This is a genomic window from Nocardioides sp. (assembly GCF_030149505.1).
GTDB lineage: Bacteria > Actinomycetota > Actinomycetes > Propionibacteriales > Nocardioidaceae > Nocardioides.
Genome location: NZ_JASBRN010000040.1, coordinates 40,170 through 64,940 on the forward strand (window position 1 = coordinate 40,170; position 24,771 = coordinate 64,940).

General features: G+C 72.2%; 22 protein-coding genes. 4 read left to right on the forward strand and 18 right to left on the reverse strand.

Annotation, left to right across the window (positions count from 1 at the left end):
- Nucleotides 1-5: 5 nt before the first annotated feature.
- The 6 genes from purF to Q1V71_RS07605 form a co-directional block, all read right to left on the reverse strand.
- Nucleotides 6-1,559 (reverse strand): amidophosphoribosyltransferase, encoded by a 1,554-nt coding sequence (gene purF / locus Q1V71_RS07580; protein WP_300642524.1) that lies wholly within the window; start codon nucleotides 1,557-1,559, stop codon nucleotides 6-8.
- Nucleotides 1,560-1,687: 128 nt separating this feature from the next.
- The gene (locus Q1V71_RS07585; protein WP_300642527.1) at nucleotides 1,688-2,164 is read right to left on the reverse strand and encodes a (2Fe-2S)-binding protein; all 477 of its coding nucleotides are present in this window, start codon (nucleotides 2,162-2,164) and stop codon (nucleotides 1,688-1,690) included.
- Between the two features lie 10 nt (nucleotides 2,165-2,174).
- Nucleotides 2,175-4,535: a molybdopterin cofactor-binding domain-containing protein gene (locus tag Q1V71_RS07590; protein ID WP_300642530.1), complete on the reverse strand. Its 2,361-nt coding sequence runs from the start codon at nucleotides 4,533-4,535 to the stop codon at nucleotides 2,175-2,177.
- A gap of 275 nt (nucleotides 4,536-4,810) precedes the next feature.
- Nucleotides 4,811-6,148, reverse strand: coding sequence for a dipeptidase (locus Q1V71_RS07595; RefSeq protein ID WP_300642532.1), 1,338 nt, complete (start codon nucleotides 6,146-6,148; stop codon nucleotides 4,811-4,813).
- A 27-nt stretch (nucleotides 6,149-6,175) separates the two neighbouring features.
- Nucleotides 6,176-6,535 (reverse strand): sterol carrier family protein, encoded by a 360-nt coding sequence (locus Q1V71_RS07600; protein WP_300642535.1) that lies wholly within the window; start codon nucleotides 6,533-6,535, stop codon nucleotides 6,176-6,178.
- 99 nt (nucleotides 6,536-6,634) lie between these two features.
- Complete coding sequence (locus tag Q1V71_RS07605) at nucleotides 6,635-7,216, reverse strand: GNAT family N-acetyltransferase (RefSeq protein WP_300642538.1); 582 nt, start codon at nucleotides 7,214-7,216, stop codon at nucleotides 6,635-6,637.
- Nucleotides 7,217-7,391: 175 nt separating this feature from the next.
- Between Q1V71_RS07605 and Q1V71_RS07610 the strand changes: the two genes are divergently transcribed.
- Nucleotides 7,392-8,198, forward strand: coding sequence for a DNA-formamidopyrimidine glycosylase family protein (locus Q1V71_RS07610; protein ID WP_300642540.1), 807 nt, complete (start codon nucleotides 7,392-7,394; stop codon nucleotides 8,196-8,198).
- 265 nt (nucleotides 8,199-8,463) lie between these two features.
- Here Q1V71_RS07610 and Q1V71_RS07615 read toward each other — a convergent pair whose 3' ends face one another.
- The 3 genes from Q1V71_RS07615 to purL form a co-directional block, all read right to left on the reverse strand.
- A complete protein-coding gene (locus Q1V71_RS07615) occupies nucleotides 8,464-9,288 on the reverse strand; it encodes an alpha/beta fold hydrolase (RefSeq protein ID WP_300642542.1) in 825 nt (274 codons plus the stop codon).
- Between the two features lie 188 nt (nucleotides 9,289-9,476).
- On the reverse strand, nucleotides 9,477-9,899 hold the full coding sequence (gene arfB / locus Q1V71_RS07620; RefSeq protein WP_300642544.1) for an alternative ribosome rescue aminoacyl-tRNA hydrolase ArfB: 423 nt from the start codon (nucleotides 9,897-9,899) through the stop codon (nucleotides 9,477-9,479).
- 136 nt (nucleotides 9,900-10,035) lie between these two features.
- Nucleotides 10,036-12,285 carry a phosphoribosylformylglycinamidine synthase subunit PurL gene (gene purL / locus Q1V71_RS07625; RefSeq protein WP_300642547.1) on the reverse strand — a complete coding sequence of 750 codons (2,250 nt, stop codon included), beginning with the start codon at nucleotides 12,283-12,285 and terminating at the stop codon, nucleotides 10,036-10,038.
- A gap of 205 nt (nucleotides 12,286-12,490) precedes the next feature.
- Between purL and Q1V71_RS07630 the strand changes: the two genes are divergently transcribed.
- Complete coding sequence (locus Q1V71_RS07630) at nucleotides 12,491-13,927, forward strand: glycoside hydrolase domain-containing protein (RefSeq protein ID WP_300642549.1); 1,437 nt, start codon at nucleotides 12,491-12,493, stop codon at nucleotides 13,925-13,927.
- An 88-nt stretch (nucleotides 13,928-14,015) separates the two neighbouring features.
- On the opposite strand, the gene Q1V71_RS07635 is transcribed toward Q1V71_RS07630, so the two are convergent.
- Genes Q1V71_RS07635 through purS form a run of 3 tightly spaced genes read right to left on the reverse strand, consistent with a single transcriptional unit; the run spans nucleotide 14,016 to nucleotide 15,435 of the window.
- Nucleotides 14,016-14,462: a DUF3817 domain-containing protein gene (locus tag Q1V71_RS07635; protein WP_300642552.1), complete on the reverse strand. Its 447-nt coding sequence runs from the start codon at nucleotides 14,460-14,462 to the stop codon at nucleotides 14,016-14,018.
- A gap of 41 nt (nucleotides 14,463-14,503) precedes the next feature.
- On the reverse strand, nucleotides 14,504-15,172 hold the full coding sequence (gene purQ, locus Q1V71_RS07640) for a phosphoribosylformylglycinamidine synthase subunit PurQ (protein ID WP_300642555.1): 669 nt from the start codon (nucleotides 15,170-15,172) through the stop codon (nucleotides 14,504-14,506).
- Entirely contained in the window at nucleotides 15,169-15,435 is a 267-nt protein-coding gene (gene purS / locus Q1V71_RS07645) for a phosphoribosylformylglycinamidine synthase subunit PurS (RefSeq protein ID WP_300642558.1), read from the reverse strand. The genes purQ and purS overlap by 4 nt, the downstream gene beginning before the upstream one ends.
- A 116-nt stretch (nucleotides 15,436-15,551) precedes the next feature.
- Here purS and Q1V71_RS07650 point away from each other — a divergent pair, with 116 nt between their 5' ends.
- A complete protein-coding gene (locus Q1V71_RS07650) occupies nucleotides 15,552-16,052 on the forward strand; it encodes a general stress protein (RefSeq protein WP_300642561.1) in 501 nt (166 codons plus the stop codon).
- Nucleotides 16,053-16,218: 166 nt separating this feature from the next.
- Here Q1V71_RS07650 and Q1V71_RS07655 read toward each other — a convergent pair whose 3' ends face one another.
- The 5 genes from Q1V71_RS07655 to Q1V71_RS07675 form a co-directional block, all read right to left on the reverse strand.
- Nucleotides 16,219-16,371, reverse strand: coding sequence for a hypothetical protein (locus tag Q1V71_RS07655; RefSeq protein ID WP_300642564.1), 153 nt, complete (start codon nucleotides 16,369-16,371; stop codon nucleotides 16,219-16,221).
- Between the two features lie 10 nt (nucleotides 16,372-16,381).
- Entirely contained in the window at nucleotides 16,382-17,986 is a 1,605-nt protein-coding gene (locus Q1V71_RS07660; protein WP_300642567.1) for a long-chain fatty acid--CoA ligase, read from the reverse strand.
- 119 nt (nucleotides 17,987-18,105) lie between these two features.
- A complete protein-coding gene (locus Q1V71_RS07665; RefSeq protein ID WP_300642570.1) occupies nucleotides 18,106-18,543 on the reverse strand; it encodes an SRPBCC family protein in 438 nt (145 codons plus the stop codon).
- Nucleotides 18,543-19,439, reverse strand: coding sequence for a phosphoribosylaminoimidazolesuccinocarboxamide synthase (locus tag Q1V71_RS07670; protein ID WP_300642573.1), 897 nt, complete (start codon nucleotides 19,437-19,439; stop codon nucleotides 18,543-18,545). Before Q1V71_RS07670 ends, Q1V71_RS07665 begins: the two co-directional genes overlap by 1 nt.
- 81 nt (nucleotides 19,440-19,520) lie before the next feature.
- On the reverse strand, nucleotides 19,521-20,111 hold the full coding sequence (locus tag Q1V71_RS07675) for an antibiotic biosynthesis monooxygenase (RefSeq protein WP_300642575.1): 591 nt from the start codon (nucleotides 20,109-20,111) through the stop codon (nucleotides 19,521-19,523).
- 200 nt (nucleotides 20,112-20,311) lie between these two features.
- Between Q1V71_RS07675 and Q1V71_RS07680 the strand changes: the two genes are divergently transcribed.
- On the forward strand, nucleotides 20,312-21,748 hold the full coding sequence (locus tag Q1V71_RS07680; RefSeq protein WP_300642579.1) for an MFS transporter: 1,437 nt from the start codon (nucleotides 20,312-20,314) through the stop codon (nucleotides 21,746-21,748).
- 75 nt (nucleotides 21,749-21,823) lie between these two features.
- Here the strand turns inward: Q1V71_RS07680 and ppc are convergent, their stop codons facing one another.
- Nucleotides 21,824-24,694 (reverse strand): phosphoenolpyruvate carboxylase, encoded by a 2,871-nt coding sequence (ppc, locus tag Q1V71_RS07685; protein ID WP_300642582.1) that lies wholly within the window; start codon nucleotides 24,692-24,694, stop codon nucleotides 21,824-21,826.
- Nucleotides 24,695-24,771 lie beyond the last annotated feature (77 nt).

Sequence of the window (24,771 nt, forward strand, 5' to 3'; positions counted from 1 at the left end):
CCTGGTCAGGGGTTGTTGAGGACCGGCAGCGCGCGGCCCATCGTCGGCGAGCTCAAGGTGGCCTCGAGCAGGTGCTTGCCCAGCAGGGACTCGTCGGGCAGCTCGACGGGGTACTCCCCGGTGAAGCAGGCCGTGCAGAGCGCGTCGGCGCGCTGGCCGGTGGCGTCGATCATCCCGTCGAGGGAGATGTAGCCCAGGGAGTCGGCCCCCACGCTGGCGGCGATCTCCTCGACGTCGAGGCCGTTGGCGATCAGCTCCGCGCGGGTGGCGAAGTCGATGCCGTAGAAGCACGGCCACTTCACCGGCGGGCTGGAGATCCGCACGTGCACCTCCAGGGCGCCGGCCTCGCGCAGCATCCGGATCTGCGCACGCTGGGTGTTGCCGCGCACGATCGAGTCGTCCACGACGACCAAGCGCTTGCCGCGCACCATGTGCTCGAGGGCGTTGAGCTTCAGCCGCAGGCCCAGCTGGCGCAGGGTCTGGCTGGGCTGGATGAAGGTGCGCCCGACGTAGGCGTTCTTCACGAACCCCTGGCCGAACGGGATGCCCGACTCCTCGGCGTACCCCGCGGCGGCGGGGGTGCCGGACTCCGGGACGGGCATGACCAGGTCGGCCTCGACCGGGAACTCGCGGGCCAGCTGGCGGCCCATCTCCACCCGCGCCTGGTGCACGCTGCGCGCGGCGATGGTGGCGTCGGGGCGGGCGAGGTAGACGTACTCGAACACGCAGCCCTTGGGCTCGGGCTCGGCGAAGTGGTGCGAGCGCAGGCCGTTCTCGTCGATGACCAGCATCTCGCCGGGCTCGACCTCGCGCACGACCGAGGCGCCGATGGTCTTGAGCGCCGCGTCCTCCGAGGCCACGACCCAGCCGCGGTCGAGCCGACCCAGGACCAGCGGCCGGATGCCCTGGGGGTCGCGGGCGGCGTACAGGGTGTCCTCGTTCATCCACACGAAGCAGAAGGCCCCGCGCAGCAGCGGCAGCACCTCCAGGGCCCGCTGCTCCAGGGCGGAGTCGGGGTGGTGGGCCATCAGCGCGGTCACGAGGCTGGTGTCGTTGGTGGCTCCCTCGCCCGGGCGCTGGTGCAGGTCCAGCTCGTCCTCGGGGCCGGGGAGGTCGGCGACCAGCTCGCGCAGCTCGTGGGTGTTGATCAGGTTGCCGTTGTGACCCAGGGCGATCGAGCCGTCGACGGTGGGCCGGAAGGTCGGCTGGGCGTTCTGCCAGGTGCTCGCGCCGGTGGTGGAGTAGCGCGAGTGGCCGATCGCGAGGTGGCCCTTGAGGGAGTCGAGCGTGGACTCGTCGAAGACCTGCGAGACCAGCCCCATGTCCTTGTAGACCAGGATCTGGCGGCCGTTGCTCACCGCGATCCCGGCGGACTCCTGGCCGCGGTGCTGGAGGGCGTAGAGGCCGAAGTAGGTCAGCTTGGCGACGTCCTCCCCCGGGGCCCAGACGCCGAAGACGCCACAGGCGTCCTGGGGTCCCTGGTCGTGCGGGTCCAGCGCGTCGGTCAGACGTCCGTCACCGCCCCTGCGGGCACGAGGGCCACTGCTTTGGAAGGGCACGGGCGGGATTCTACGCGGGACGCGACGCCGCCCGCCCCCGGTCCGGGGACGGGCGGTGCCGGCGCCTTTGGTGGTGCAGGTGCTGCTGCTGGCTGCGTACGCCGTGTGCGGGGCCGGGCCCCGAGCGGTCACATCTTCCGGGCGCCCTGCACGATCGCCTCGCGGATGCGAGTGTAGGTGCCGCAGCGGCAGATGTTGCGAATGGAGTCGAGATCGGCCTCGGTGATGGTCCCGCCCTCGCGCTGAACCTTCCGCACCAGGGCCACCGCGGCCATGATCTGTCCTGGCTGGCAGTAGCCGCACTGCGGCACATCGCGGTCGATCCATGCTTCCTGCATGGGGTGCAGGTCCCGACCGACGGTGTCGGGAAGACCCTCGATCGTGGTGATCTCGTCGTCAGGAGCGATGTCGCCGATCCTCACCGAGCAGGGATTGAAGGCCTTGCCGTTGATGTGGGACGTGCATGCCTTGCAGACATTGATCCCGCATCCGTACTTCGGGCCTGTCACGCCCAGAAGATCGCGCAAGACCCACAGGACCCGCTCGTCGTTGGCGACCTTGACGGTCACCCGTTCGCCGTTGAGGACAAAAGTGTGCTTGGGCATGTCTGTCTCCTCAGTAGGTGAACTTCAGGCCGTTGGTCGGCGAGGGAGGAACGGGCGGGATGAAAGTCTTGGGCTTGAACGTGATCTCGCCGTGGTTGATCGGGAACCGGGTCGGAACACGTCCCGTGGCGCGGGCGTAGGCGCACGCGACGGCGGCCGCCGAGGACCCCACAGCCGCTTCTCCTGCTCCACCGGGGATGTCGACTCCGGGGTCCATGATGACGACCTCCATCTCGGGCGGAACGTTCCACTGCCTCGTGTAGTAGTAGTTGTCCCAGCTGGCCTCGAGGAAAGCCCCGTCCCGAAGGTGACAGCTGCTCGTGAGCGTCAAGGCCATCCCGTCCATGAAGCCCCCCTGCATCTGCGCTTCCAGTCCCATCGGGTTGACCACCAGTCCCGCGTCCACGCCGATGACAGCCTTGGTCACACGCGGGCCGGTGACGGCGTCGCGGATCTTTCGTTTGACTGTTGCCGGTCGACAGTCGATTTCGACCAGAACGGCAGTGTTGCCCTTGTACTCCTTGTGCAAGGCGATGCCCTGCGCGGTGCCGGCTGGCATCCTCTTCCCCCAATCGCCTCGCTTGGCCACGGCCTCCACCGTGCGGCGCACCCTGGCGTCGCGGATCAGCCGGAGCCGCAGTTCCAGCGGGTCCTGGCCGATCTGGCGGGCGATCTCGTCGAGGGTGAGCTCGGCAGCGACACAGACATCGGGGCTGTAGATGTTGCGCATGGACCCGGTGCTGAAGCGCTGGTCGGTCTCACTGAGCAGCTGGGTGACCAGACCGAGGTTGTAGGGCAGTTCTTGGGTCAGCGTGAAGATCAGCTCAGAGAACACCAGCCCTCCGAGCCGACGTCCGAGCTCGGTCGGCAGCTCGTCCAGGGCGGAGGTGATCGCCTCACCGAAACCGTGGCTGAAGTCGGTGACGACACTGGTGTGTCGCTGCTCGAAGGTCAGCACCTCGTCGCGCAGCATCGTCGCGCGCACGCGCGATGTGCACATCGGGTGCAGCCGACCCTGGCGCGGCTCGTCGGCCCGGTGCCACATCAACCTGACCGGCACGCCCATTGCCTGAGAAGCGCGAGCCGCCTCGATGGCGTGATCACCGAACAGCTTGTGCCCGAACGAGCCTCCACTGGTGACGACGTTGACGGTGACCCGGTTGGGCAGCATCCCCAACTCACGCGCGATGTTGGTCTGAGCCAGGATCGGTGCCTTCAGACCGGCCCAGATCTCCGCGCTGTTCTCCCGCACGTCTGCGATCGCCGCATAGGGTTCCAAGGCGGCGCTGGAGCGGAACATGAACTCGAATTCGAGATCGATCTGTCGCGCGCCGACGGGAACCTCTGGGACCACCATCGGAATCTCGGCCCGTCGCAGGCGTTCGAGAATGCTGTCGTCGGACTCATCCTTCAGGTCACCCAGATCCCATTCGACATCCATCTTGCGGATGGCGTCGATGCACTGGCCGAAGGTCTTGCAGCGCACAGCGACACCAGTCTCGATGATCGCCACGTGCGTGACCCCGCGCATCCTGAGGATCTCGGCCTTGTTGCGCAACCGGACCGGCTTGCCCATGTGCGTGGGCGGGCGGCAGACCATGGTCGGCAGGGCATTGGGGACGTCGAGGTCCATGGCGAACTGCTTGGTCCCGGTGACGGCTTCGCGGGCATCGGTACGGCGCCGACCGGTGCCGATGACGCGGAAAGTCTCCGGCGGCGAGAGCACGACCTCGACGCGTTCGACCACCTCGCTGGAGGCAAGGGAGGACAACTCCCCGAACGTGAGGATGTTCCCCGCCGCGTCGACCACGGTTCCTACCAGGGTCCGCAGCTCGTCTACGGTCACGTCGAGCACCTGAGCAGCCGCACTCAACAGCCGCATCCGGGCCAGAGCGCCCGCCACCCGCACTGCCTCGAACGTGCTGACGGTGGTGTTGGAACCGCCCGTCAGCTGATTGAACAGCAGCTCTGGACGCGCCGGCGCCAAGGTCACGTGGATCTTGTCCATGGGGAGGTCGAGTTCCTCGGCAAGGATCATGGTCGTCGAGGTCACGATGCCCTGACCGACCTCCGCGCGGGGTAGCGCGAAGTGAGCCTCGCCCTGCTCATCGATGCGCACGGCGATCAGCCCTGCGGTCGGCGCAGCCGCCAGGGTCTGCAGGTCCTCGAGGTCGATGAGTTCTGGGATCTGCGGCAGCGAGGGGACCTCCAGGTCCAGAGCGGCTGCTGCGGTCGGAGACAACATCGAGGCTGCCGTGATCAGCGTGCTACCGCCCAGCACATAGCCGACGAACCGGCGGCGATCGAGACTGGGTCTGGCTCTCTCTGCGTCGCCACCGCTGTCGGTCGTGCTTGCTGCAGTCTCGGTCATGTCCGTGGCTCCTTTTCAAAGCTGGCACTGTGTCGACCGTGGAGAATCGGAGGCTCCCCACGTGGGTCGTGAAACGTACGTCGACGCAGTGAGCGGTCACTCACCCATACAGCATTCGGACAGGGGAGTCTTTCGGATGGGACCGTCCCGCATCGTGGGACAGGTCACATCCGGGGTGACCGTGGGATGGCCGAACCGGCGCATGTTCCCCGGAAGAAGGCGCCGACTCGGCGGGGCAGGGGCGGCCGCGTAGTACGTCGACGGGCCGCCGACGCTCAGGCGGAGCCGAGCTTGGCCAGCAGCAGCGTCTCCGCCAGGACCACCCGCTCGAACTCGGCGAGGTGCAGGCCCTCGTTGGCGCCGTGGGCGCGGGTGTCGGGGTCCTCGACACCGGTGACGAGCACGCTGGCCTCGGGGAAGGCCTCAAGGAACTCGGCGATGAAGGGGATCGACCCGCCCACGCCCATGTCGATCGGCTCGGTGCCGTCCCAGGCCTCGGCGAAGGCGGCCCGCGCGGCGTCGTACGCCGGCCCGGTGGCGTCGATAGCGGTCGCCTCCCCCGTGTCGACGACGGTGGTGGTGAGGGTGGCGCCCCACGGGACGTGCGCCTCGAGATGCTCGGTGAGGCGGGCGACGGCGTTCTCGGTGGTGTCGCCGGGGGCGATGCGCAGGCTCAGGCGAGCGCGCGCGGCGGGCACGAGGGTGTTGGAGGCACCCGCGACCTGCGGGGCGTCGAGGCCGGTGATGGAGAGCGCGGGCTTGGTCCAGAGCCGCTCGACGGCCGAGCCGGAGCCGATCCACTCGATGCCGGGCGCGGCACCGGACTCCGCGCGCAGCCGGTCCTCGGGGTAGTCCACGTCGGCGGCCGGGCCGCTGTGCAGGCCGGCGATCGCGACGTTGCCCTCGTCGTCGTGGAGGCTGGTGAGCACGCGGCTCAGCGCCATGAGGGAGTCGGGCACGAGGCCGCCCCACATGCCCGAGTGCACGGCGTGGGTCAGGGTGCGGACCTCGATGTCCATGCGGACCAGGCCGCGCAGGCTGGTGGTCAGCGCGGGGACGCCGATGTCCCAGTTGCCGGAGTCGGCGATGACGATGACGTCGGCGCGCAGCGCCTCCTGGTGCTGCGCGAGCAGCGCCGGGAGCGTCTCGGAGCCGACCTCCTCCTCGCCCTCGATGAACATCACGACGTTGACCGGCAGGTCGTCGCCGAAGACCCGGACCGCGCCGAGGTGGGCGGCGATCCCGGCCTTGTCGTCGGCCGCGCCGCGGGCGTAGAGCCGGTCCCCGCGCTCGGTCGGCTCGAACGGCGGGGAGTCCCAGTCGGCGTGGTCGTTCTCGGGCTGCACGTCGTGGTGGGCGTAGAGCAGCACCGTCGGCGCGCCCTCCGGACCCTTCTTGTGCGCGACGACCGCAGGGGCGCCGCCGTCCTCGCTGACGATCTCGCTGGTGAAGCCCTCAGCGTCGAAGAGCGCCTTCACGGCCTCGGCGGAGCGCTGCACCTCGCCCGCACGTGCCGGGTCGGCGCTCACCGACTCGATCCGCACGAGGTCCTCGAGGTCCTTCCGCAGGGCAGGCAGGACGGACTGGACGCGGGCCTTGAGGTCGTCGCTCATGCCCCGCACGTTAACCGCGCCCCCAGGTCAGAACAGCGGCAGGTACGTCGACAGGTCGGTGCGCTCGCCGGACGCGCTGACCCGCCCCTGAGCACGGGCGTCGGCCCACGACAGCTCGCCCGTCGCCAGCGCGACCATCGTCAGCGCGTCCGTCTCCACGACCGCCGGCGGGGTCCCGCGCGTGTGCCGCACCCCGGGGATGCACTGGACGGCGGCGTACGGCGGGACGCGGACCTCCACGGAGTGCCCCGGCGCACGCTGCTCGAGCACCGCCAGCACGTGCTTGACGACGAGCTTGAGGTCGGCGCGCTCCTCGCCCCCGGCACGGATGCGGTCGAGGGCGGCGGCGAGCTCGTCGGGGTCGGCGAGGCGGAGGCGGGCGGGCACGGACCGAGCCTAGGAGCCGGGCCGGCGGGCGGTCACAGGCGGGCGGTTGAGGAGGTTGCTCTGGCAACCGTCTCGAAACCCCCGCCCCGGGCAGACCGACTACGGCGTACGCCGCACGACCCGGCGCCTCAGCGTCGGGGAGGCGTAGACCTCGAAGCCGGCCTCGAGGAAGACCGGCAGCAGGCCGACCGAGGCCTCGTCCCAGATGACCAACTTGTCCGGCGCGGGCTCCATCGGGTAGCCCTCGAGCACCCTCGCACCCTGCTCGCGGGCGTGCTCGACCGTCGCAGCGGCCAGCTCGTAGGTCAGGCCCGTGCCGCGGTGGCCCTTGGCCACGACGAAGCACGTCACGGACCAGACGCCCTCGAGCTCGGGGTCCATCCGCATCCAGGGCTGCTTGCGGCTCCAGATGCGGGGGTAGTTCTCGCGCGGCTCGACCGCCACCCAGCCGGCCGGGTCGCCGTCGACGTACCCGATGAGACCCGACGTCGGGCCCTCGGTGCCGCACGCGGTCTGCGCGACCAGCGCGGCGTCGCGCTCCTCCTGGGTGCTGTCGCGCCAGATCCAGCCCTCGATCTTCAGGCCCTGGCAGCGGCACCGGCGCGCACCACCCGCGCCGAGGACCGCCTCGACGTCCTCGGGGGTGGCCCGGTTGGCGGGCAGCCAGGTGAACTCCGGCACGTCCGTGACCCTAGGCGCTCCCACCGACGGCCGGCCAGGAGTGCCCCGCCGAGGCGTCAGGTGTGGACCGCCGAGGCGTCGCTGGCGAACCCCCGACACGTCGCTCCCGCACCGTGGGAGCGTGGGCTCGGCGCCGCGTGGGGCCGTCGCCCAGCCCGCTCCTAGGCTCGAGGGCGTGCCGGAGGGGGACAGCGTCTGGAAGCTCGCGCGGCGGCTCGACCGCGGGCTGCTGGGGCGCACCGTCACGCGCTCCGACCTGCGGGTGCCGCGGCTGGCGACCCGTGACCTGTCCGGCCGGGAGGTCCTCGAGCACGCGACCCACGGCAAGCACCTGCTGCAACGGTTCTCCGGGGGGGTCACGCTGCACAGCCACCTGCTGATGGACGGCGAGTGGTCGGTGACCGGGCCCGGCAAGCGGCTGCCGTCACGGCTGCAGCACCAGGTGCGCGTGGTGCTGGAGACCCCGACCGGCACCGCCTGGGGGCTGCGGCTGCACCAGCTCGACCTCGTCGCCACCGACCAGGAGCACCGGATCGTCGGGCACCTCGGGCCCGACCTGCTGCACGAGGACCTCGACCGCGAGGAGGCGGTACGCCGCCTGCTGACCGACCCCACGACGCCGCTCGTCAGCGCGATGCTCGACCAGACCCGGGTCGCGGGGCTGGGGAACCTGTGGGCCAACGAGCTCGCGTTCCTGCTCGGCGTCTCGCCGTGGACCCCGATCGGGGAGGTCGACGTCGCGCGGCTGGTCGACCGCGCCGTCACGGCGCTGCGCCACTCCGCGACCGTCCCCGGCGCCTACCAGGTCACCACGGGGCTCGGCCGGCGCGGCGACTCCCACTGGGTCGCGGGCCGCCAGCGCCGGCCCTGCCTGCGCTGCGGGACCACCGTGCAGATGGTCGACGAGGTCCCGAACGACCCCGCCCACCGGCGTACCTGGTGGTGCCCGCGGTGCCAGCCGGGGCCGGGGCGCCCGGTCTGAGCCGGCGCCGGTCGAGGCCTGGATCGAGGCCTGGGTCGAGGCCTGGGTCGAGGCCTGGGTCGAGGCCTGGGTCGAGGCCTGGGTCGAGGCCTGGGTCGAGGCCTGGGTCGAGGCCTGAGGACGCGCGGGCGCGCGTCGTGGCACCTCGACTCGCACCTCGACTCACACCTCGACTCACACCTCGACCCGGGCAGGCGCCCTCAGGACGCCCGGACCGGCCCGACCCGCCGACCAGGCCACCGGACCACCCGGGTCGTCCAGCCGGTCAGATCTCCTCGAGGATCTCCAGCGTCCTGGCCCAGGCCTCCGAGCCCGGGTCGACGACGGCGAAGTGGTCACCCTCGACCTCGACCAGCTGGGCGGTCGCACCCGCGGCGGTGGCGGCCGCGACGTAGGACTCCGACTGGCTGATCGGGACGATGTCGTCGCCGGTGCCGTGCACACACCAGACCGGGACCGCGAGCGGCACCTGCGCCACCGGGTCGACCTCGACGTCCCCCTCGCGCGGCGGCCGGCCGAGGAACGCCTCGACCGCTCCACCGCCGAGCCCGGCGTCGTGGGCGGCGACGAGGTCGAGCACGCCGGCCTGCGACACGACGTGGGTCAGCGGCTGCGGCAGGTCGCGGCGCGAGGCGAGCCAGGTCGCGAGGTGGCCACCGGCGGAGTGCCCGATGGCGACGACCGGGCCGTCGATGCCCTCCTCGGCCAGCCGCTGCATCGCGGCGACGAGGTCGTCGAGGGTCTCCGGTACGCCGCCGCCACCCCCGGAGCCCGAGCCGACCCGGCGGTACTCCACGGCCCACGTCGCCCACCCGGCCGCGAGCAGGCTGGGGACGAGCGGCTGGGCGTACTCGATGCCGTACTCCGCGCGCCAGAACCCGCCGTGCACCACCACCGCCACCCCGCGCGGCGTGCCTGCCGGCAGGCCGAGCTCGGCGAACTGGCTGGGATCGGACCCGTAGGTCACGCGCTGCGGCTCGCTGGCGCCTTCCGGCACGGGCGGGACCTCCTCGGGGCTCGGTGCGCACGCGGCCCACAGCCAGGCGAGGGAGCCCAGGGCGGGCAGGGAGAGCAGCGTACGACGGCGCACGGGAGTCCTTCGGCGCCGACGGGCGTCCGGGCTGGTCGGGCCGGCTGAGCCGGGTGGTCAGGGTGGTCGGGCGGCTGGCCGTGAGGGTGGCAGGTCGGGCCGGTCGCGCGCACCCGCTCTGTGTGGCGTCCTGGTTCACGCTGGTTGAGCCAGGACGCCACACAACGGCTCTTCCGGCACCCGGGCCCTCAGGACCAGTCGCCCGAGCGGCCCCGCTTCACGTCGCCGCGCCGCTTCTTGGCGTCCAGGCGTCGGCGCTGCGAGCCGCGGGTGGGTCGGGTGGCCCGGCGGGCCGCGGGCGGCGGGGCGGCCGCCTCCCGCACCAGGGCGGCCAGGCGCTCCCGGGCGGCCCGGCGGTTGGCCAGCTGGGTACGGTGCTCGGAGGCGACGACCACGACCGAGCCGTCCACGAGACGGTCGGCCAGCCGGTCGAGCACGCGGCGGCGTACGTGGTCGGGCAGGGCGGTGCCGGCCGCGTCCCAGAGCAGCTCCACCCGCGTGTCGGCGGTGTTGACGCCCTGGCCGCCGGGGCCCGAGCTGCGGCTGAACCGCTCGCTCAGCTCCGCACCCCGGATCACCAGGCTGCGGCTCACCACCAGGTCCTCGGCCACTGCCCCATCATCGCCCGGAGGGTCACTCGGCGCCCGTTCGAGCGTGACTCGGCACCCGTTCGAGCGTGACTCGGCACGTGTTCGAGAACCAGTCGAACCAGCGCCGACTCACCCTCGAACCAGCGCCGAGTCAGCGTCAGGCGAGGGCCGCGGGGAGGGTGGCCATCCAGGTCGAGCGGACCTCGAGCAACGCCAGGTCGAAGAGCCCCTCGACGGCGAGCGAGTCGCCGCCGGTGGTGCCGAGCTGGGCGACGGGTACGCCGTGGCGCGCGGCCAGCTCGGTCAGCCGGGCGACGTCGCCGTCCGGGACGGTGACGAGCACGCGGCCGGTCGACTCGGAGAACAGCGCCACGAACGGGTCCTCGTGCACGCCGGCGAGCGAGACCGCCGCGCCGGTCATCGACGGCAGCGCCGCCTCGACCAGCGCCTGCGCTAGCCCGCCGTCGGAGAGGTCGTGGGCGGAGGTGACCAGGCCGACGGCCTCGTGCAGGAGCGCGGCGAGCGCCTTCTCGCCCGCGAGCGAGAGCGCGGGCGGGCGGCCGCCGAGGTGGCCGTGGACGACGTGCGCCCACTCCGAGCCCGACAGCTCCTCGGCGGTCGAGCCGAGCAGCAGCACGCGCTCCCCGGCGGCCGACCACGACGACGGGGTACGACGGGTGACGTCCTCGATCACGCCGAGCACGGCGACGACCGGGGTCGGCAGGATCGCGGTCTCGCCGGTCTGGTTGTAGAGGCTGACGTTGCCGCCGGTGACCGGGGTCCCGAGCTCGGCGCAGGCGTCCTTGAGGCCGCGGCAGGCCTCGGCGAACTGCCACATCACCGACGGGTCCTCGGGCGAGCCGAAGTTGAGGCAGTCGGAGACGGCCAGCGGCACCGCGCCGCCGGTCGCGACGTTCCGGTAGGACTCGGCGAGGGCGAGCTGCGCCCCGGCGTACGGGTCGAGCTTGGCGTAGCGGCCGTTGCAGTCGGTGGAGACGGCGACGCCGAGGTTGGTCTCCTCGTCGATCCGGACCATCCCGGAGTCGGCCGGCTGGGCGAGCACGGTGTTGCCGCGCACGTAGCGGTCGTACTGGTCGGTGATCCACGACTTGTCGCAGAGGTTGGGCGAGGCGACGAGTCGCAGCACGGTCTCGCGCAGCTCCTCGGGCGTCCCGGGCCGCGGGAGCGCCTCGGCGGCGTCGGCCTGGAGGGCGTCCTGCCAGTCGGGGCGGGCGAAGGGGCGGTGGTACGTCGGCCCGTCGTGCGCCACGGAGCGCGGCGGGACGTCGACGACCCGCTCGCCGTGCCAGTCGATCTCGAGCCGGCCGGTGTCGGTGACCTCGCCGACGACGACCGCCTCGACGTCCCACTTCGCGCAGATCGCCATGAAGCCGGCGACGTCGTCGGGCTCGACGACGGCCATCATCCGCTCCTGGGACTCGCTCATGAGGATCTCCTCGGGAGCCAGCGTGGAGTCGCGCAGGGGCACCCGGTCGAGCTCGACGCGCATGCCGCCGTCACCGGCCGAGGCGAGCTCGGAGGTGGCGCAGGAGAGACCCGCGCCGCCGAGGTCCTGGATGCCGGCCACGAGGCCCGCGGCGAAGATCTCGAGCGTGCACTCGATGAGCAGCTTCTCCATGAAGGGGTCGCCCACCTGGACGCTCGGCCGCTTGGCGGGGCCGTCGGCGTCGAAGGTCTCCGAGGCCAGCACCGAGACACCGCCGATGCCGTCGCCGCCCGTGCGCGCGCCGTAGAGGATGACCTGGTTGCCGACGCCGGAGGCCTTGGCCAGGTGCAGGTCCTCGTGCCGCAGCACGCCGACGCAGAGCGCGTTGACCAGCGGGTTGCCGAGGTAGGAGGAGTCGAAGACCGCCTCGCCGCCGATGTTGGGCAGGCCCAGGCAGTTGCCGTAGCCACCGACGCCGGCCACGATCCCGGGCAGCACGCGGTGGGTGTCGGGGGCGTCGAGCGGGCCGAAGCGCAGCGGGTCCATCACGGCCACGGGACGCGCGCCCATCGCGAGGATGTCGCGGACGATGCCGCCGATGCCGGTCGCCGCGCCCTGGTAGGGCTCGACGTACGACGGGTGGTTGTGCGACTCGACCTTGAAGGTCACCGCGTAGCCCTGGCCCACGTCCAGCACGCCGGCGTTCTCGCCGATGCCGGCGAGCATCTTGCCGACCGGGGTCTCCTGCGGCAGCTCACCGAACTGCTTGAGGTGGACCTTGGAGGACTTGTACGAACAGTGCTCGCTCCACATGACCGAGTACATCGCCAGCTCCGACGAGGTGGGACGCCGCCCGAGGATCTCGCGGATCCGGGCGTACTCGTCGGCCTTCAGGCCGAGGTCGGCCCAGGGCTGCTCGCGGTCAGGGTCCTCGGCGGCGACGGCCACGGTGTCCAGCACAGGAGGAATCTACCGAGCCCCGACGCCGGTGGCGTCACCGCGCTCGCCCGCGAGACCTGCAACCGACCCGCACCCCCTCTGACCTGCGAAAACTACACGTCTGTAGTTCACAACGAAGTCTGTTACCCGTGTGACTGGTGTGGTTATCGTGCTGTCGCCGGGCTTCCCGGAACGCCCTTGAACCCCACGCGCTGGAGCCCGCCCCATGTCCCGAACGGTCCCCGCCCGCACCCCCGCCGGCCCCGTGCGCCGCGCCCTGCTGACCGCCACCTCCGCACTGCTCGCCGTGACGGTCCTGGGCGCGCCCGCCGGTCCGACGGCGTACGCCGCCAGCGGGGAGCGCCGCACCTCGACCGTCACCGAGGGCGGGGTCGTGGTGACGCCCGGGAACTTCACCGGCTACGGCTTCGACCAGTGCCTGGCGCCGACGAGCCAGGCGATGCGCACGTGGTGGAACCATTCGCCCTTCCAGGCCGTGGGCATCTACATCTCCGGAAAGTCCCGTGCCTGCCGGAACCAGCCCAACCTCTCCAAGGAGTGGGTGCTCCAGCAGTCGCGGCTCGGGTGGCGGCTGCTGCCCATCACCCTCGGCCCGCAGGCCTCGTGCCAGCCGCGGTTCCCCCGCTACGACGACGACGTGCGGATCAACCCCAAGCCGGGCAGGAGCGGGACCTACAACAAGGCCCTGGTCATGGGCCGCGCCGAGGCCGAGACCACCGTCGCCGACGCCAAGGCGCTCGGCATCGGCGAGGGCAGCACCCTCTGGTACGACCTCGAGGGCTTCGACGCCACCAACACCGCCTGCCGCGAGTCCGCGCTGTCCTTCCTCTCCGGCTGGACCCAGGCGCTGCACCGGCTCGGCTACGTCTCCGGCGTCTACTCCTCCGCCAGCTCGGGCATCAAGGCGCTCGACGACGCCCGGGTCAACCGCCCCGACCGCTTCACGCTCCCCGACGCGATCTGGATCGCGCGCTGGGACGGCAACGCCAACACCGACACCACCTACATCCGCGACGACGGATGGCGTCCCGGTGGTCGGATGAAGCAGTACCTCGGCGGCCACGACGAGACCTGGGGCGGCGTGCGGATCAACATCGACAGCAACTTCCTCGACCTCGGACGCGGCACCACCGCCCGCGCGGAGAAGGAGCGCTGCGGCGGCACCCGCGTCAACTGGCAGGACTACGAGCTGCTGCGCCCGCCGCGGACCAAGAAGAACGGCCAGACCGTCGTCCCGGACGCCGCGATGGTGACCACGCTGCAGTGCCTGCTGCGCGAGAAGAAGCTCTTCGAGGGCACGCTGACGGGTGAGTACGGCGCCGCGACCCTCAAGGCCACCCGCGCCTGGCAGGCCCAGCGCGGCTTCGAGCAGGTCGACCTGTGGTCGCGCCAGCACTGGATGTCGCTGCTCTCCGCCGGCTCGCAAACCACCATCAAGTACGGCTCGGCCGGCCTCGCCGTACGTCGGCTCCAGCGCGCGCTCAACGCCGCCTCGCCGCAGCACCGCCTCGTCGTCACCGGCGTCTACGGCCCCGGCGTCGAGCCCGTCGTGAAGGCCTGGCAGAAGAAGGTCGGCCTGCAGCCCTCGGGTGTGGTCAACCGCCAGGTGTGGCGGGCCCTCGTGGCCGGCAAGCGCAGCTGACTCCCCCGCCCCACTTCTCTCGGCCGAGCGGGCGGGATCTTCACGAGGACCTGCCCGCTCGGCCACCTCGGCGGTGGACGGGGAGGCGTCAGCTGGTGGGCGGACCGACCAGGAGCGCGAGCCCGGTGAGCGCGGCGACGGCCACCAGGCCGGCGGCCACGCCCTGCGCGGGCGAGCGGACCAGCCAGGCGACGAGCCGCTCGAGCGGGCCGGCGGGGTCGGCGGCACGCAGCCGCCAGGTGCCGTCGAGCGGGTGGTGCTTCTCGACCCAGCGGTCGAACGGCACGGTCGCGAACGGGGGTACGGCGCTGGCCAGCGCGGCCACGGTGCGCCGGGCGGTCCAGCGCTGGTCGACGGCCACGACGACCGCCACGACGGCGTACGCCACGAAGACGACTCCGTGCAGCATGCCGAAGACGCTCACGCCGAGCTCGGTGGTCTCCGTGACGTACTTGAGGAACATGCCGGTCAGCAGCAGCGCCCAGGTGATGGCCTCGGCGACGGCGATGCGGCGGAACAGGCTCCGTGGACTCATGCCGGCCTCCTGCAGGTCTCGCGGGGTCGAGCGGGTGTGGGTCAGGCGAACGCGGACTCGACCAGGCTGGTGAAGAACCCCAGCCCGTCGGTGCCGGACCCGGTGAGCGTCTCCACGGAGTGCTCGGGGTGCGGCATCAGGCCGACGACGTTGCCGCGCTCGTTGGTGATGCCGGCGATGTCGCGGGCCGAGCCGTTGGGGTTGAGGTCGAGGTAGCGCGCGAGCACCTGGCCCTCGCCCTCGAGCCGGTCGAGGGTGGCCTCGTCGGCGACGAACCCGCCCTCGCCGTTCTTCAGCACGATCGTGACCTCCTGCCCCTCGGCGTACGCCGCGGTCCAGGGGGTGCGGTTGTTCTCGATGCGCAGGCGCTGGTCGCGGCAGACGAACGTGCGGTGGTCGTTGCGGATCAGCGCACCGGGCAGTAGGTGCGACTCGCAGAGGATCTGGAAGCCGTTGCAGATGCCGAGGACCGGCATGCCGCGCCCTGCCGCGTCGATGACCTCGGTCATCACCGGGGAGAAGCGGGAGATGGCACCGCAGCGGAGGTAGTCGCCGTACGAGAAGCCGCCCGGCAGGACGACGGCGTCGACGCCCTTGAGGTCGTGCTCGCCGTGCCACAGCGCGACGGCCTCGTGCCCACCGATCCCGACCGCGCGGGCGGCGTCGACGTCGTCGAGCGAGCCCGGGAAGGTGACGACGCCGATCTTCACGCGCTGGCCCCGGGGGTGAGGTCGTCCTCGACGTGGACCGCGAAGTTCTCGATCACGGGGTTGGAGAGCAGCGTCTCAGCCATCTTCTCGACCTCGGCGAGGACCTCGGGGGTCACCTCCGGCACCTCGAGCTCGAAGCGCTTGCCCTGGCGGACCTCGGTCACGCCGGAGAAGCCTAGGCGCGGCAGCGCGCCGAGCACGGCCTTGCCCTGCGGGTCGAGGATCTCGGGCTTGGGCATCACGTCGACGACGACACGGGCCACGGGGCGGCTCCTGGCTCACTCATGCAGCGGGGGTGGACAAGCACCACGATCGTATCCGGGCGCTCGGGCGGCCCCGCGCAGCCGGTGGGGCTGGGACGCTCGGGCAGACTGGAGGCATGGCCCCGCAACGTCCCGACCTCGCCTCCCCGTTCTCCCTGGAGTTCCCGCAGTCCCTCGCGGTCTACGACGAGTACGCCGCCGCGCAGCGCACCGTGGACCACCTCAGCGACCAGGAGTTCCCCGTCGAGCAGCTGATGATCGTCGGCACCGACCTGAAGCGGATCGAGAAGATCACCGGCCGGCTCACCACACCGCGGGTGGCTGCCAGCGGGGCTGCGTCGGGCGCGTGGTTCGGGCTCTTCGTGGGCCTGGTCTTCGTCATCGTCTCCGAGGAGTCACTGCTGGCCGCGCTGCTCCCGCCGCTGGTGATCGGCGCGCTCTTCGGGCTGATCTTCGCGCTCACGGGGTACGCCGCCACGCGCGGGCGCCGGGACTTCTCCTCCGTCACGCAGGTCGTCGCCACTCGCTACGAGGTGCTGGTCGAGCACAAGTCGGCCGCCCGGGCGCGCGAGCTGCTCGCCGGGCTGCCGGGCGCGCTGCCCAACCCCTTCGAGTGACGAGGCCGCGCCCGAACGTGAGCTCGGCGCGGGCGGCGGGTCGGGCGTTTCCACCCCGCCCCGGAGGAGGGTGGATGGGCCTGGCCGTCCTCCCGTAGGGCACGAGCGGGAGGACTGGTTCCGACGAAGGGGCGGGGTGGCGGCGCCCGCACCGCCGTTCCCACCCCTAGGCGCGCTGCCCCGGCTTGAGCACCACGATCGCCAGTGCCACACCGAGCCCGGCGAAGATCGGCCCGAAGGGCGCGTCGGGAGCGCCGTACCACCACAGGCCGCCGCCCAGCGTCATGAGGACGGCGGCCACGAGGAGGATCCACTTCACGCGCAGGGCCTCACGAGAGCTCGCGCTTGAGGATCTTGCCGGTGGCGGTCATCGGGAGGTTCTCGACGACCTCGACGATGCGGGGGTACTTGTAGTTGGCCATCTGCTCCTTGGCCCACGCGACCAGCTCCTCGCTGGTGGTCGTGGCACCGGGGTTGAGGATGACGTACGCCTTGATCTCCTCGCCGTGGGACTCGTGCGGGACGCCGATGACGGCGGCGAGCGAGACGTCCTCGTGGGTCATGAGGACCTCCTCGATCTCGCGGGGGTACACGTTGTAGCCGCCGCGGATGATCATGTCCTTGGACCGGTCGACGATGTAGTAGAAGCCGTCGGCGTCCTTGCGGCCCAGGTCGCCGGAGCGGAACCAGCCGTCGGTGCCGTCGACGGTGCCGAGCACCTCGGCGGTCGCCTCGGGGCGGCCGTAGTAGCCCTTCATGATGTTGTGGCCCTTGATCGCGATCTCGCCGACGGCGGTCTTGCCGTCCTCCTCGAGGTCGTCGGGCACCTTCTCCCAGGACTCGTTGCGCAGCAGGCACATCTCCACGCCCGGGATCGGGGTGCCGATGGAGCCGACGCGCACGGGCTGACCGGGGGGGCTGAAGGACGCGACCGGGCTGGTCTCGGACAGGCCGTAGCCCTCGAGGATGGTGACGCCGAACTTCTTCTCGAAGTCCTTGTGCACCTCCACCGGCAGCGCGGAGCCTCCGGCGGCGGCGACCCGGAGGTTCTTGGCGAGGGTCTCCACGTCGACCTCCCCCTCACCGGCACCGCTCAGGGCGCCCAGCAGGCCCCAGTACATCGTGGGGACGCCGGCGAAGAAGGTCACCTTCTCCTTCAGCATCAGGCCGAGCGCAGGCTCAGCCTCGAAGCGCGGCAGCATGACCACGGTGCCGCCGTAGGCGAAACCACTGTTCTGGATCACGGTCTGGCCGAAGGAGTGGAACAGCGGCAGCACGCACAGGTAGGTGTCGGGCTCCTTGGCGTTCGCCCCGAACAGCGCTTCGCCCACCAGGGCGTTGTCGCGCATGTTGCGGTGCCGTAGCTCAGCACCCTTGGGCTGGCCGGTGGTGCCCGAGGTGTAGAGGATCACCGCGGTGTCGTCCTCGTCGGTGGCGACGGTCTCGAAGGTCGGGGCCTGCGACCCGATGGCCTGGAAGAGTGTCTGGGTGCCCTCGATCGGGGACGCGGCGCCGGGGTCGGCGGTGATGACGAAGAAGTGCTCGCAGCCCTCGGTGGCCTCGAAGCCCTCGTGACCGGCCTGGCCGATGGGCAGCTCGGGGGTGCCCTGGAAGCAGAAGTAGGCCTTCGCATCCGAGTCGGCCAGGTGGTAGGCGACCTCGCGGCCCTTGAGCAGGACGTTGAGCGGCACGACGCTCGCGCCGGCCTTGAGGATGCCGAAGTACACGATCGAGAAGTACGGCAGGTTCGGGCAGGACAGCGCGACCTTGTCGCCGTGGCCCACGCCGCGCTCCTTCAGGGCGCCGGCGACCTGGTTGGCCAGGGTGTTGACCGTCGCGTAGTTCAGCCGGGTGTCACCGAAGACGATCGCGTCGCGCTCGGGATACTTCTCGGCGCTCTGCTCGAGCAGGCTGGCGAGGTTGTAGCTGGTCATGGTGGTGGCCTCCGTCACGTCGGGTACGCCGGCCAACCTACCCACCGGTCCACACCCCTCGGGAGGTCCGTCTCAGCCGCGCGCCCCAGGCCCGGTCAGCCGCGCTCGCCCAGGCCCGGTCAGCCGCGCTCGCCCAGGATCCGCGCGGCGGCGCGGAGGTCGGCGCGCACCGGCAGCACCGATGCCGCGGAGGCCAGCAGGCCGAGCGCGCGCACCGGTCCGGGGCCGGTGATCCGGAACCGGAACCGGACGTCGCAGCCCGTCGCCGTCGGGGTGAAGGTGAGGTCGAGGATCGCGGTCACGAACTTCCAGGTGCCGTCCTCGGACCACGCGCGCGGCCGGTCGTACGCCGTGGTCCGCATCGCCGGGCGCAGCCCCGGCTTTGTGACGTCGGTCCAGGTCTGGCCGGGGCCGACCTCGCCGCGGACGTCGGTGACCGACGCCAGGCTGGACTGCCACTCGGGTCGGTTGACCGGGTCGACGAGGTAGTCGAAGGCGACCTCGGCCGGGACCGGGAACGCGACCGTCCCGCCGACCGTGCGCAGGCTCGTCCCCATCAGAACCGCTCCCCCGTCAGCCGCTCGTAGGCCTCGACGTACCTGCTGCGCGTGCGCTCGACGACCTCCGGCGGCAGCGGCGGCGGCGCCTCGCCCGAGGCCTTGTCCCAACCGGACTCCGGCGAGAGCGCCCAGTTGCGCACGATCTGCTTGTCGTACGACGGCTGCGTGCGCCCTGGGGCGTAGTCGTCGGCCGGCCAGAAGCGGCTCGAGTCGGGGGTGAGCACCTCGTCGCCGAGCACGGTCGCCCCGTCCGCCCGCCGGCCGAACTCCAGCTTGGTGTCGGCGAGGAGGATGCCGCGCTCGCGGGCCAGCTCCTCGGCGCGGGAGTAGACCTGCAGCGTCAGGTCGCGCAGCCGGGCCGCGTCGGCCTGGCCGATCGTCGCCACGACGGCGTCGTAGGAGACGTTCTCGTCGTGGTCACCGAGCTCGGCCTTGGTGGCGGGGGTGAAGATCGGCGCCTCGAGCCGGCTGCCGTCCACGAGCCCGGCCGGCAGCGCGACGCCGCAGACCTCGCCCGTGGCCTGGTAGTCGAGCAGGCCGGAGCCGGTGAGGTATCCGCGCGCGACGCACTCGACGGGGAACATGTCCAGCCGCTCGCAGATCACCGCGCGGCCGCGGACCGCCTCGGGGACGTCGGTGGAGACGACGTGGTGCGGCACCAGGTCGGCCAGCTGGTCGAACCACCACAGCGACATCCGGGTCAGGATCTGCCCCTTGTCGGGGATCGTCGTGTCGAGCACGAAGTCGAAGATCGAGAGTCGGTCGCTGGCCACCATGAGCAACCGGCCGGTGTGCTCGCCGGAGGTCACCTCGTAGAGGTCGCGGACCTTGCCGGAGTGGAGGTGCCGCATGCCGGGCAGGCTCGGCGCGGTCGGGATGTTGAGGTCGGCCACGCGCCCAGCCTAGGGCGCTGGGACGACCCGGCCGGCGGGGTGCGCCCGCGGTGGGCGGGCGCCGGCCACCCGGTCAGCGGCTCAGCCGCGCTGGCGGCGCCACGGGGGCGGCTGGCCCTGGAGGAACCACTGCATCTTCCGGGTGATCCACGGCAGCGCGGCGTACGTCATGACGGGGGTCATCAGCAGCACCGAGACCAGCACCCGCAGGAGCAGCGGCAGCTCGCCGAGGGACGTCGCGCCGGAGAGCCAGTTGACCGCGGTCGACAGCGGGTAGAAGACCAGGAAGATCACCAGCGCCTGCTTCCACCGCGGCGGCGGGGGCGGCTGCACGCGCAGGTCGCGGATGTCGCGGTGCTGCGGCTCGTCGAACCACCCCTCGATGCCTGTACGCCGCTCGACGCGGCTCTCCACGACACCCAGCCCGGCCGCGGAGTCGCGCCACCACTGCCGCTGCGGCGACTCCTCCCAGGCGCGCAGCGACTCGGCGTCGGCGAACCGGTACAGCATGTGCCAGGTCTCCGACTCCGCCTCCGGCCGCACCCACCCCGCCCCCAGGAACCCCGGGAAGCGCTGGGCCAGCGCGGTCCCTGCCTGCAGCCACGACGCCATCTCCGCCTCTCGGCCGGGGTCGAGGTGCCGGGTGATGCTCACGGTCACGGGCGCGGTCATGCCCCCATCGTCCCGCTGACCCGTCGCCAGGTTGCGGCCGACCCGTCGCCAGGTTTCATGACCGGGCAGCGTGAAACCTCGCGACGGCTCACCTGCAACTTCACGACGGGTCACCCGAAACCACGCGACGGGTCACCCGAAACTCCGCGACGGCTCGGCGGGACCCGGGTGGGTGTTGGTGGCGGGGGGAGGCTGGTCGGGTGGCACAGGACCAGCTCGGGGGCGTGCAGCGCAGAACGGCGTACGAGCCCGACCCGCGGCGCTGGCGGATCCTGGCCGTCACGCTGGTCGTGGGGTTCATGTCGCTGCTGGACGTCACGATCGTCAACGTCGCGATCCCCTCGATGCAGCAGGGCCTGGGGACCTCGGCGAGCACGGTGCAGTGGGTGGTGTCGGGGTACGCCCTGGCCTTCGGGCTGGTGCTCGTCACGGGCGGTCGGCTGGGCGACGCCTTCGGCCGGCGGCGGCTGATGCTCGTGGGGCTGGTCGGGTTCGTGACCGCGAGCGCGCTGGTCGGCCTGGCCCCGAGCGTCGAGCTGGTCATCGCCGCCCGGCTGCTGCAGGGCATGAGCGCCGGACTGCTCACGCCGCAGAACTCCGGGATCATCCAGACTCTCTTCCGCGGCGCCGAGCGCGGTCGCGCGTTCGGGCTCTTCGGCTTCGTGGTCTCGGTGTCCTCGGCGCTGGGACCGGTGCTCGGCGGCCTGATCATCACGCTCGCCGGCGGGGACGACGGGTGGCGGTGGATCTTCTGGGTCAACCTGCCGGTGGGGATCCTGGCCTTCGTCCTGGTGCTCGTCGTCGTCCCGCGCGACCTGTCCTCGGAGGACTTCGACGGCACCCGGCCGCGGCTGGACCTCGTCGGCGCTGCCCTGCTCGGGCTGCTGGTGCTGTGCGTGATCTACCCCCTGGTCAGCATCGAGGGCGGCGGCTACCGCTGGCTGGTGCTGCTCGCGGCGGTCCCGCCCCTGGCGTGGGGCTTCACGCGCTGGGAGCACCGAGTCGTCACGCGCGGCGGTGAGCCGCTGCTGGACGTCGCGCTGCTCCGGCGTACGCCGGGGTTCGCCAGCGGCATCGCCGTCGGCAGCCTCTACTTCACCGGGTTCACCGGGATGGTGCTCGTGCTCGCGGTGCACCTGCAGACCGAGCTCGGGCTGGGACCGCTGGCTGCCGGGGCGGCGCTGACCGGGTTCGCCGCCGGCTCGGCGATCTCCTCACCGATCGCGGGCCGGTTCGTGACCCGCATCGGCCGACCCCTCACCGTCGGTGCGCTCGTGATCACGCTCGTCGCGGTCCTGGTGCTCGTCGTCGTGCTGCCCGGCCAGGACGCCTCGGGCGTCGCCTGGGTGCTGGTGCCGCTGCTGCTCGTCGCCGGCCTCGGCGGCGGCGCGGTCATCTCCCCCAACATCACCCTCACCCTCGACGAGGTGCCCCCGCGGATGGGCGGCGCGGCCGGCGGCGCGCTGCAGACCGGCCAACGGATCGGCTCCGCGCTCGGCACCGCGCTGGGGATCACGGCCTACACCGTCGGCTCGGCGACGTACGACGCCGCAACAGGTCTCCGCGCGGCGCTGCTCGTCGCGGCGCTCATGGTCGCCGCGTCGCTCGCCGTCGCGGTCAAGGCGCTGCGGGACTGACCCGGACGCCGACTCACGCTCGAACCAGCGCAGAGTCACGCTCGAACTGGCGCCGAGTCACCGAGACCGGCGGCCTCAGCCGGTGTTGCGCAGCCCCGCGGCGATGCCGTTGATGGTCAGCAGCAGCGCCCGCTGCACGTCCTCCGGTGCCTCCGCGTCCTCGGCCCCGGCCGTGGCCTCGCGGGAGCGCGCGAGCATCGAGATCTGGAGGGCGTGGAGGGGCGCGAGGTAGTGGTCGCGCAGCTCGAGCGTGCGGCGCAGCACCGGCGCCTGCTCGAGCAGCGCCCTTTGCCCGGTCACGCGCAGCACCTCCTCGACGGTCCGCTCGTGCTCGGCGCGGATGGTGTCGAAGATGCCGGCGGCATCCGAGGGCACGAGGGTCCGCACGTAGCGCGCGGCGATGTCGAGGTCGGTCTTCGTCAGCGTCATCTGCACGTTGGAGAGGAAGGTGCGGAAGAACGCCCAGGAGCCGTACATCTCCTGCAGCGTATCCAGCCGCCCGTCCTCGCGCGCGGCGGCGAGGCCCGACCCGACACCGAACCACCCCGGCAGGATGATCCGCGACTGGGTCCAGCCGAAGACCCACGGGATCGCCCGCAGGTCGTCGAGGCCGCCCGCGCCGCCGGGCCGCTTGGAGGGCCGGGAGCCGATGTTCATCTTCCCGAGCTCGTCGACGGGGGTGGCGGCGACGAAGAAGGGGACGAGGGCGTCGTCGCGCACGAGGCCGCGGTACGCCGTCTGGCCGCTGCCCGCGACCAGGTCCATCGTCTGGTCCCAGTCGTCCAGCACGTCGCGCGGCAGCTGTGGCCCGCGGCGCAGGACGGATGCCTCCACGACGGCGGCGAGCGCGGCCTCGAGGTTGAAGCGGCCGAGCTCCGGCAGGAGGTACTTGTCGGAGATGACCTCGCCCTGCTCAGTGATCTTGATCGGCCCGTCGAGGGTGCCGGAGGGCTGGGACAGGATCGCCTCCGCGGTCGGGCCACCGCCGCGACCGACCGAGCCTCCGCGGCCGTGGAAGAGCCGCAGCCTCACCCCGTGCCGGCGGGCGACGTCGCGCAGCGAGCGCTGCGCGCGGTGGATCTGCCACTGCGAGGCCGCGATGCCGGCGTCCTTGGAGGAGTCGGAGTAGCCGAGCATGATCTCCTGCACGTCGCCGCGGGCGGCCACCACGCGGCGGTACGCCGGGTCCGAGAGCAGCCGGTCCAGCAGCGGCCCGGCGACCTCGAGCTCGGCGACGGTCTCGAAGAGCGGGGCGAAGCCGATCCGCGCGACCGCGTCCTCGTCGGCGGAGCCGGTGTCGACCAGACCCGCCTCCCGGGCGAGCACGACGACGGCGAACAGGTCGTCGACGTCGTGGGCCATGGAGACGATGTAGGTCTCCACGACGTCGGGGCCGTAGGTGTCCAGCGCCGTGCGCAGGGTGTGCATCAGGCCCAGGCTCGCGGCCGCGGCGCCGTCGCCCAGCGGGTGGCCGGCGCCGACCAGCGGCCGCCGCCCCGCGAGCTCCGCGGAGAGCAGCTCGATGCGCTGCTCGCGGTCGAGGTCGTCGTACGGCGTCGGGAGCTCGCCGAGGCGATCGAAGAGCTCGGCGAGCGCCTCGTGGTGCTTGCCGCTGTGTTCGCGCACGTCGAGGGTGGCCATGCCCAAGCCGGTGGCCGTGGCGGTGCGGATCATCCGCAGGATCGCGCCGTTGCCGGTGAGGTCGTCCCCGTCGGCGAGCATCGAGTCGCGCACGAGGGTCAGGTCGTGCAGCAGCTCGGAGAAGCCGAGGTAGTCGCGGCCGGGCTCGTGGGCGGTGCCGCGGGCGAGCCGGTCGCGGGTGCGCTGGAGCCGCACGCGGACGAAGCTGAGCTTGAGCCGGTAGGGCTCCTCGGCGTTGAGCCGCTCGATGGTCGACCAGGTGATCGGCAGCGCCGCGGCGTCGGCGGCCAGGGACTCCTCGAGCTCGGGGGTGACGCTGACGACCCGGGTCGTCGCGGTCATCTCGGTGAGCAGCTCCTCGACCTGGCGCACCAGCTCGCGCAGGCCGAGGTCGTGCTGGAGGCCGAGCACCTCGAGGGTGACCTCGGGGGTCACGAACGGGTTGCCGTCGCGGTCGCCGCCGGCCCACGTGCCGAACCGCACGGGCCGGGCGTCGGCGGGCAGCTCGATCCCGAGCGCGGACAGCCGCTGCTGCAGCTCCTCGACCAGCCCGGGCAGCACGTGCTGCGCGATCTGGGAGAGGTAGTAGAGCGCGGTGCGGGCCTCGTCGGTCGGCTGCGGCTTGGCGATCCGCAGCTCGTCGGTCTGCCAGATCAGGTCGACCAGCTCGGCCAGCCGGCGCGCGGTCCGGGCGTCGTCGCCGGGGCGCCGGCGCGGGTCCTCGGCGTCGGCGACGGTCGCGGCGACCTTGCGCAGCAGCCGCAGCACGGTGCGGCGGGTCGACTCGGTGGGGTGGGCGGTGAAGACGGGGCGGTACTCCACCCGGCCCAGCACCTCCGCCAGCAGCTCCCGGTCGAGGTCGCCGCCGTCGAGCGCCTCCTGGATCCGGGCCGCGGTGACGGCCAGCGGACCCTCGCTCTCCCCCGTCACCTCCTGCCAGCGGTGCAGCTGCTCGGTGACGTTGACCAGCTGGAAGTACGCCGTGAACGCGCGCGCCAGCAGCACCGCCGTCGCGTCGTCCTGCTCGCCGAGCAGTGCGCGCAGGGCACCGTCGTCGGGCTCGCGCGAGAGCTCGCGGACCCGCTCGACCAGAGCCAGGGTCTCCGCGCCCTCGTGCCGGGTGATGGCCTCGCCGAGCAGGGTGCTGAGCTGGCGCACCGAGGCCCGCAGGGCCGAGTGCTGCTCGTCGGAGGAGACGCCGCCGGCGAAGGCCGCGACCCGCGGCTCGCGGCGGTCGGCCTCGATCAGCTGCTCGGTCGTGGCGGTGCGTGCCCCTGCCCCGCGGTTAGCACTGTGCTCGGCCATGCGCCCCAGTCAACCGCGCCCCGCCACCCCCGGCCGAGCGGCCGTCCCACCAGGTGTCCGACGCGGACGTGACTGTC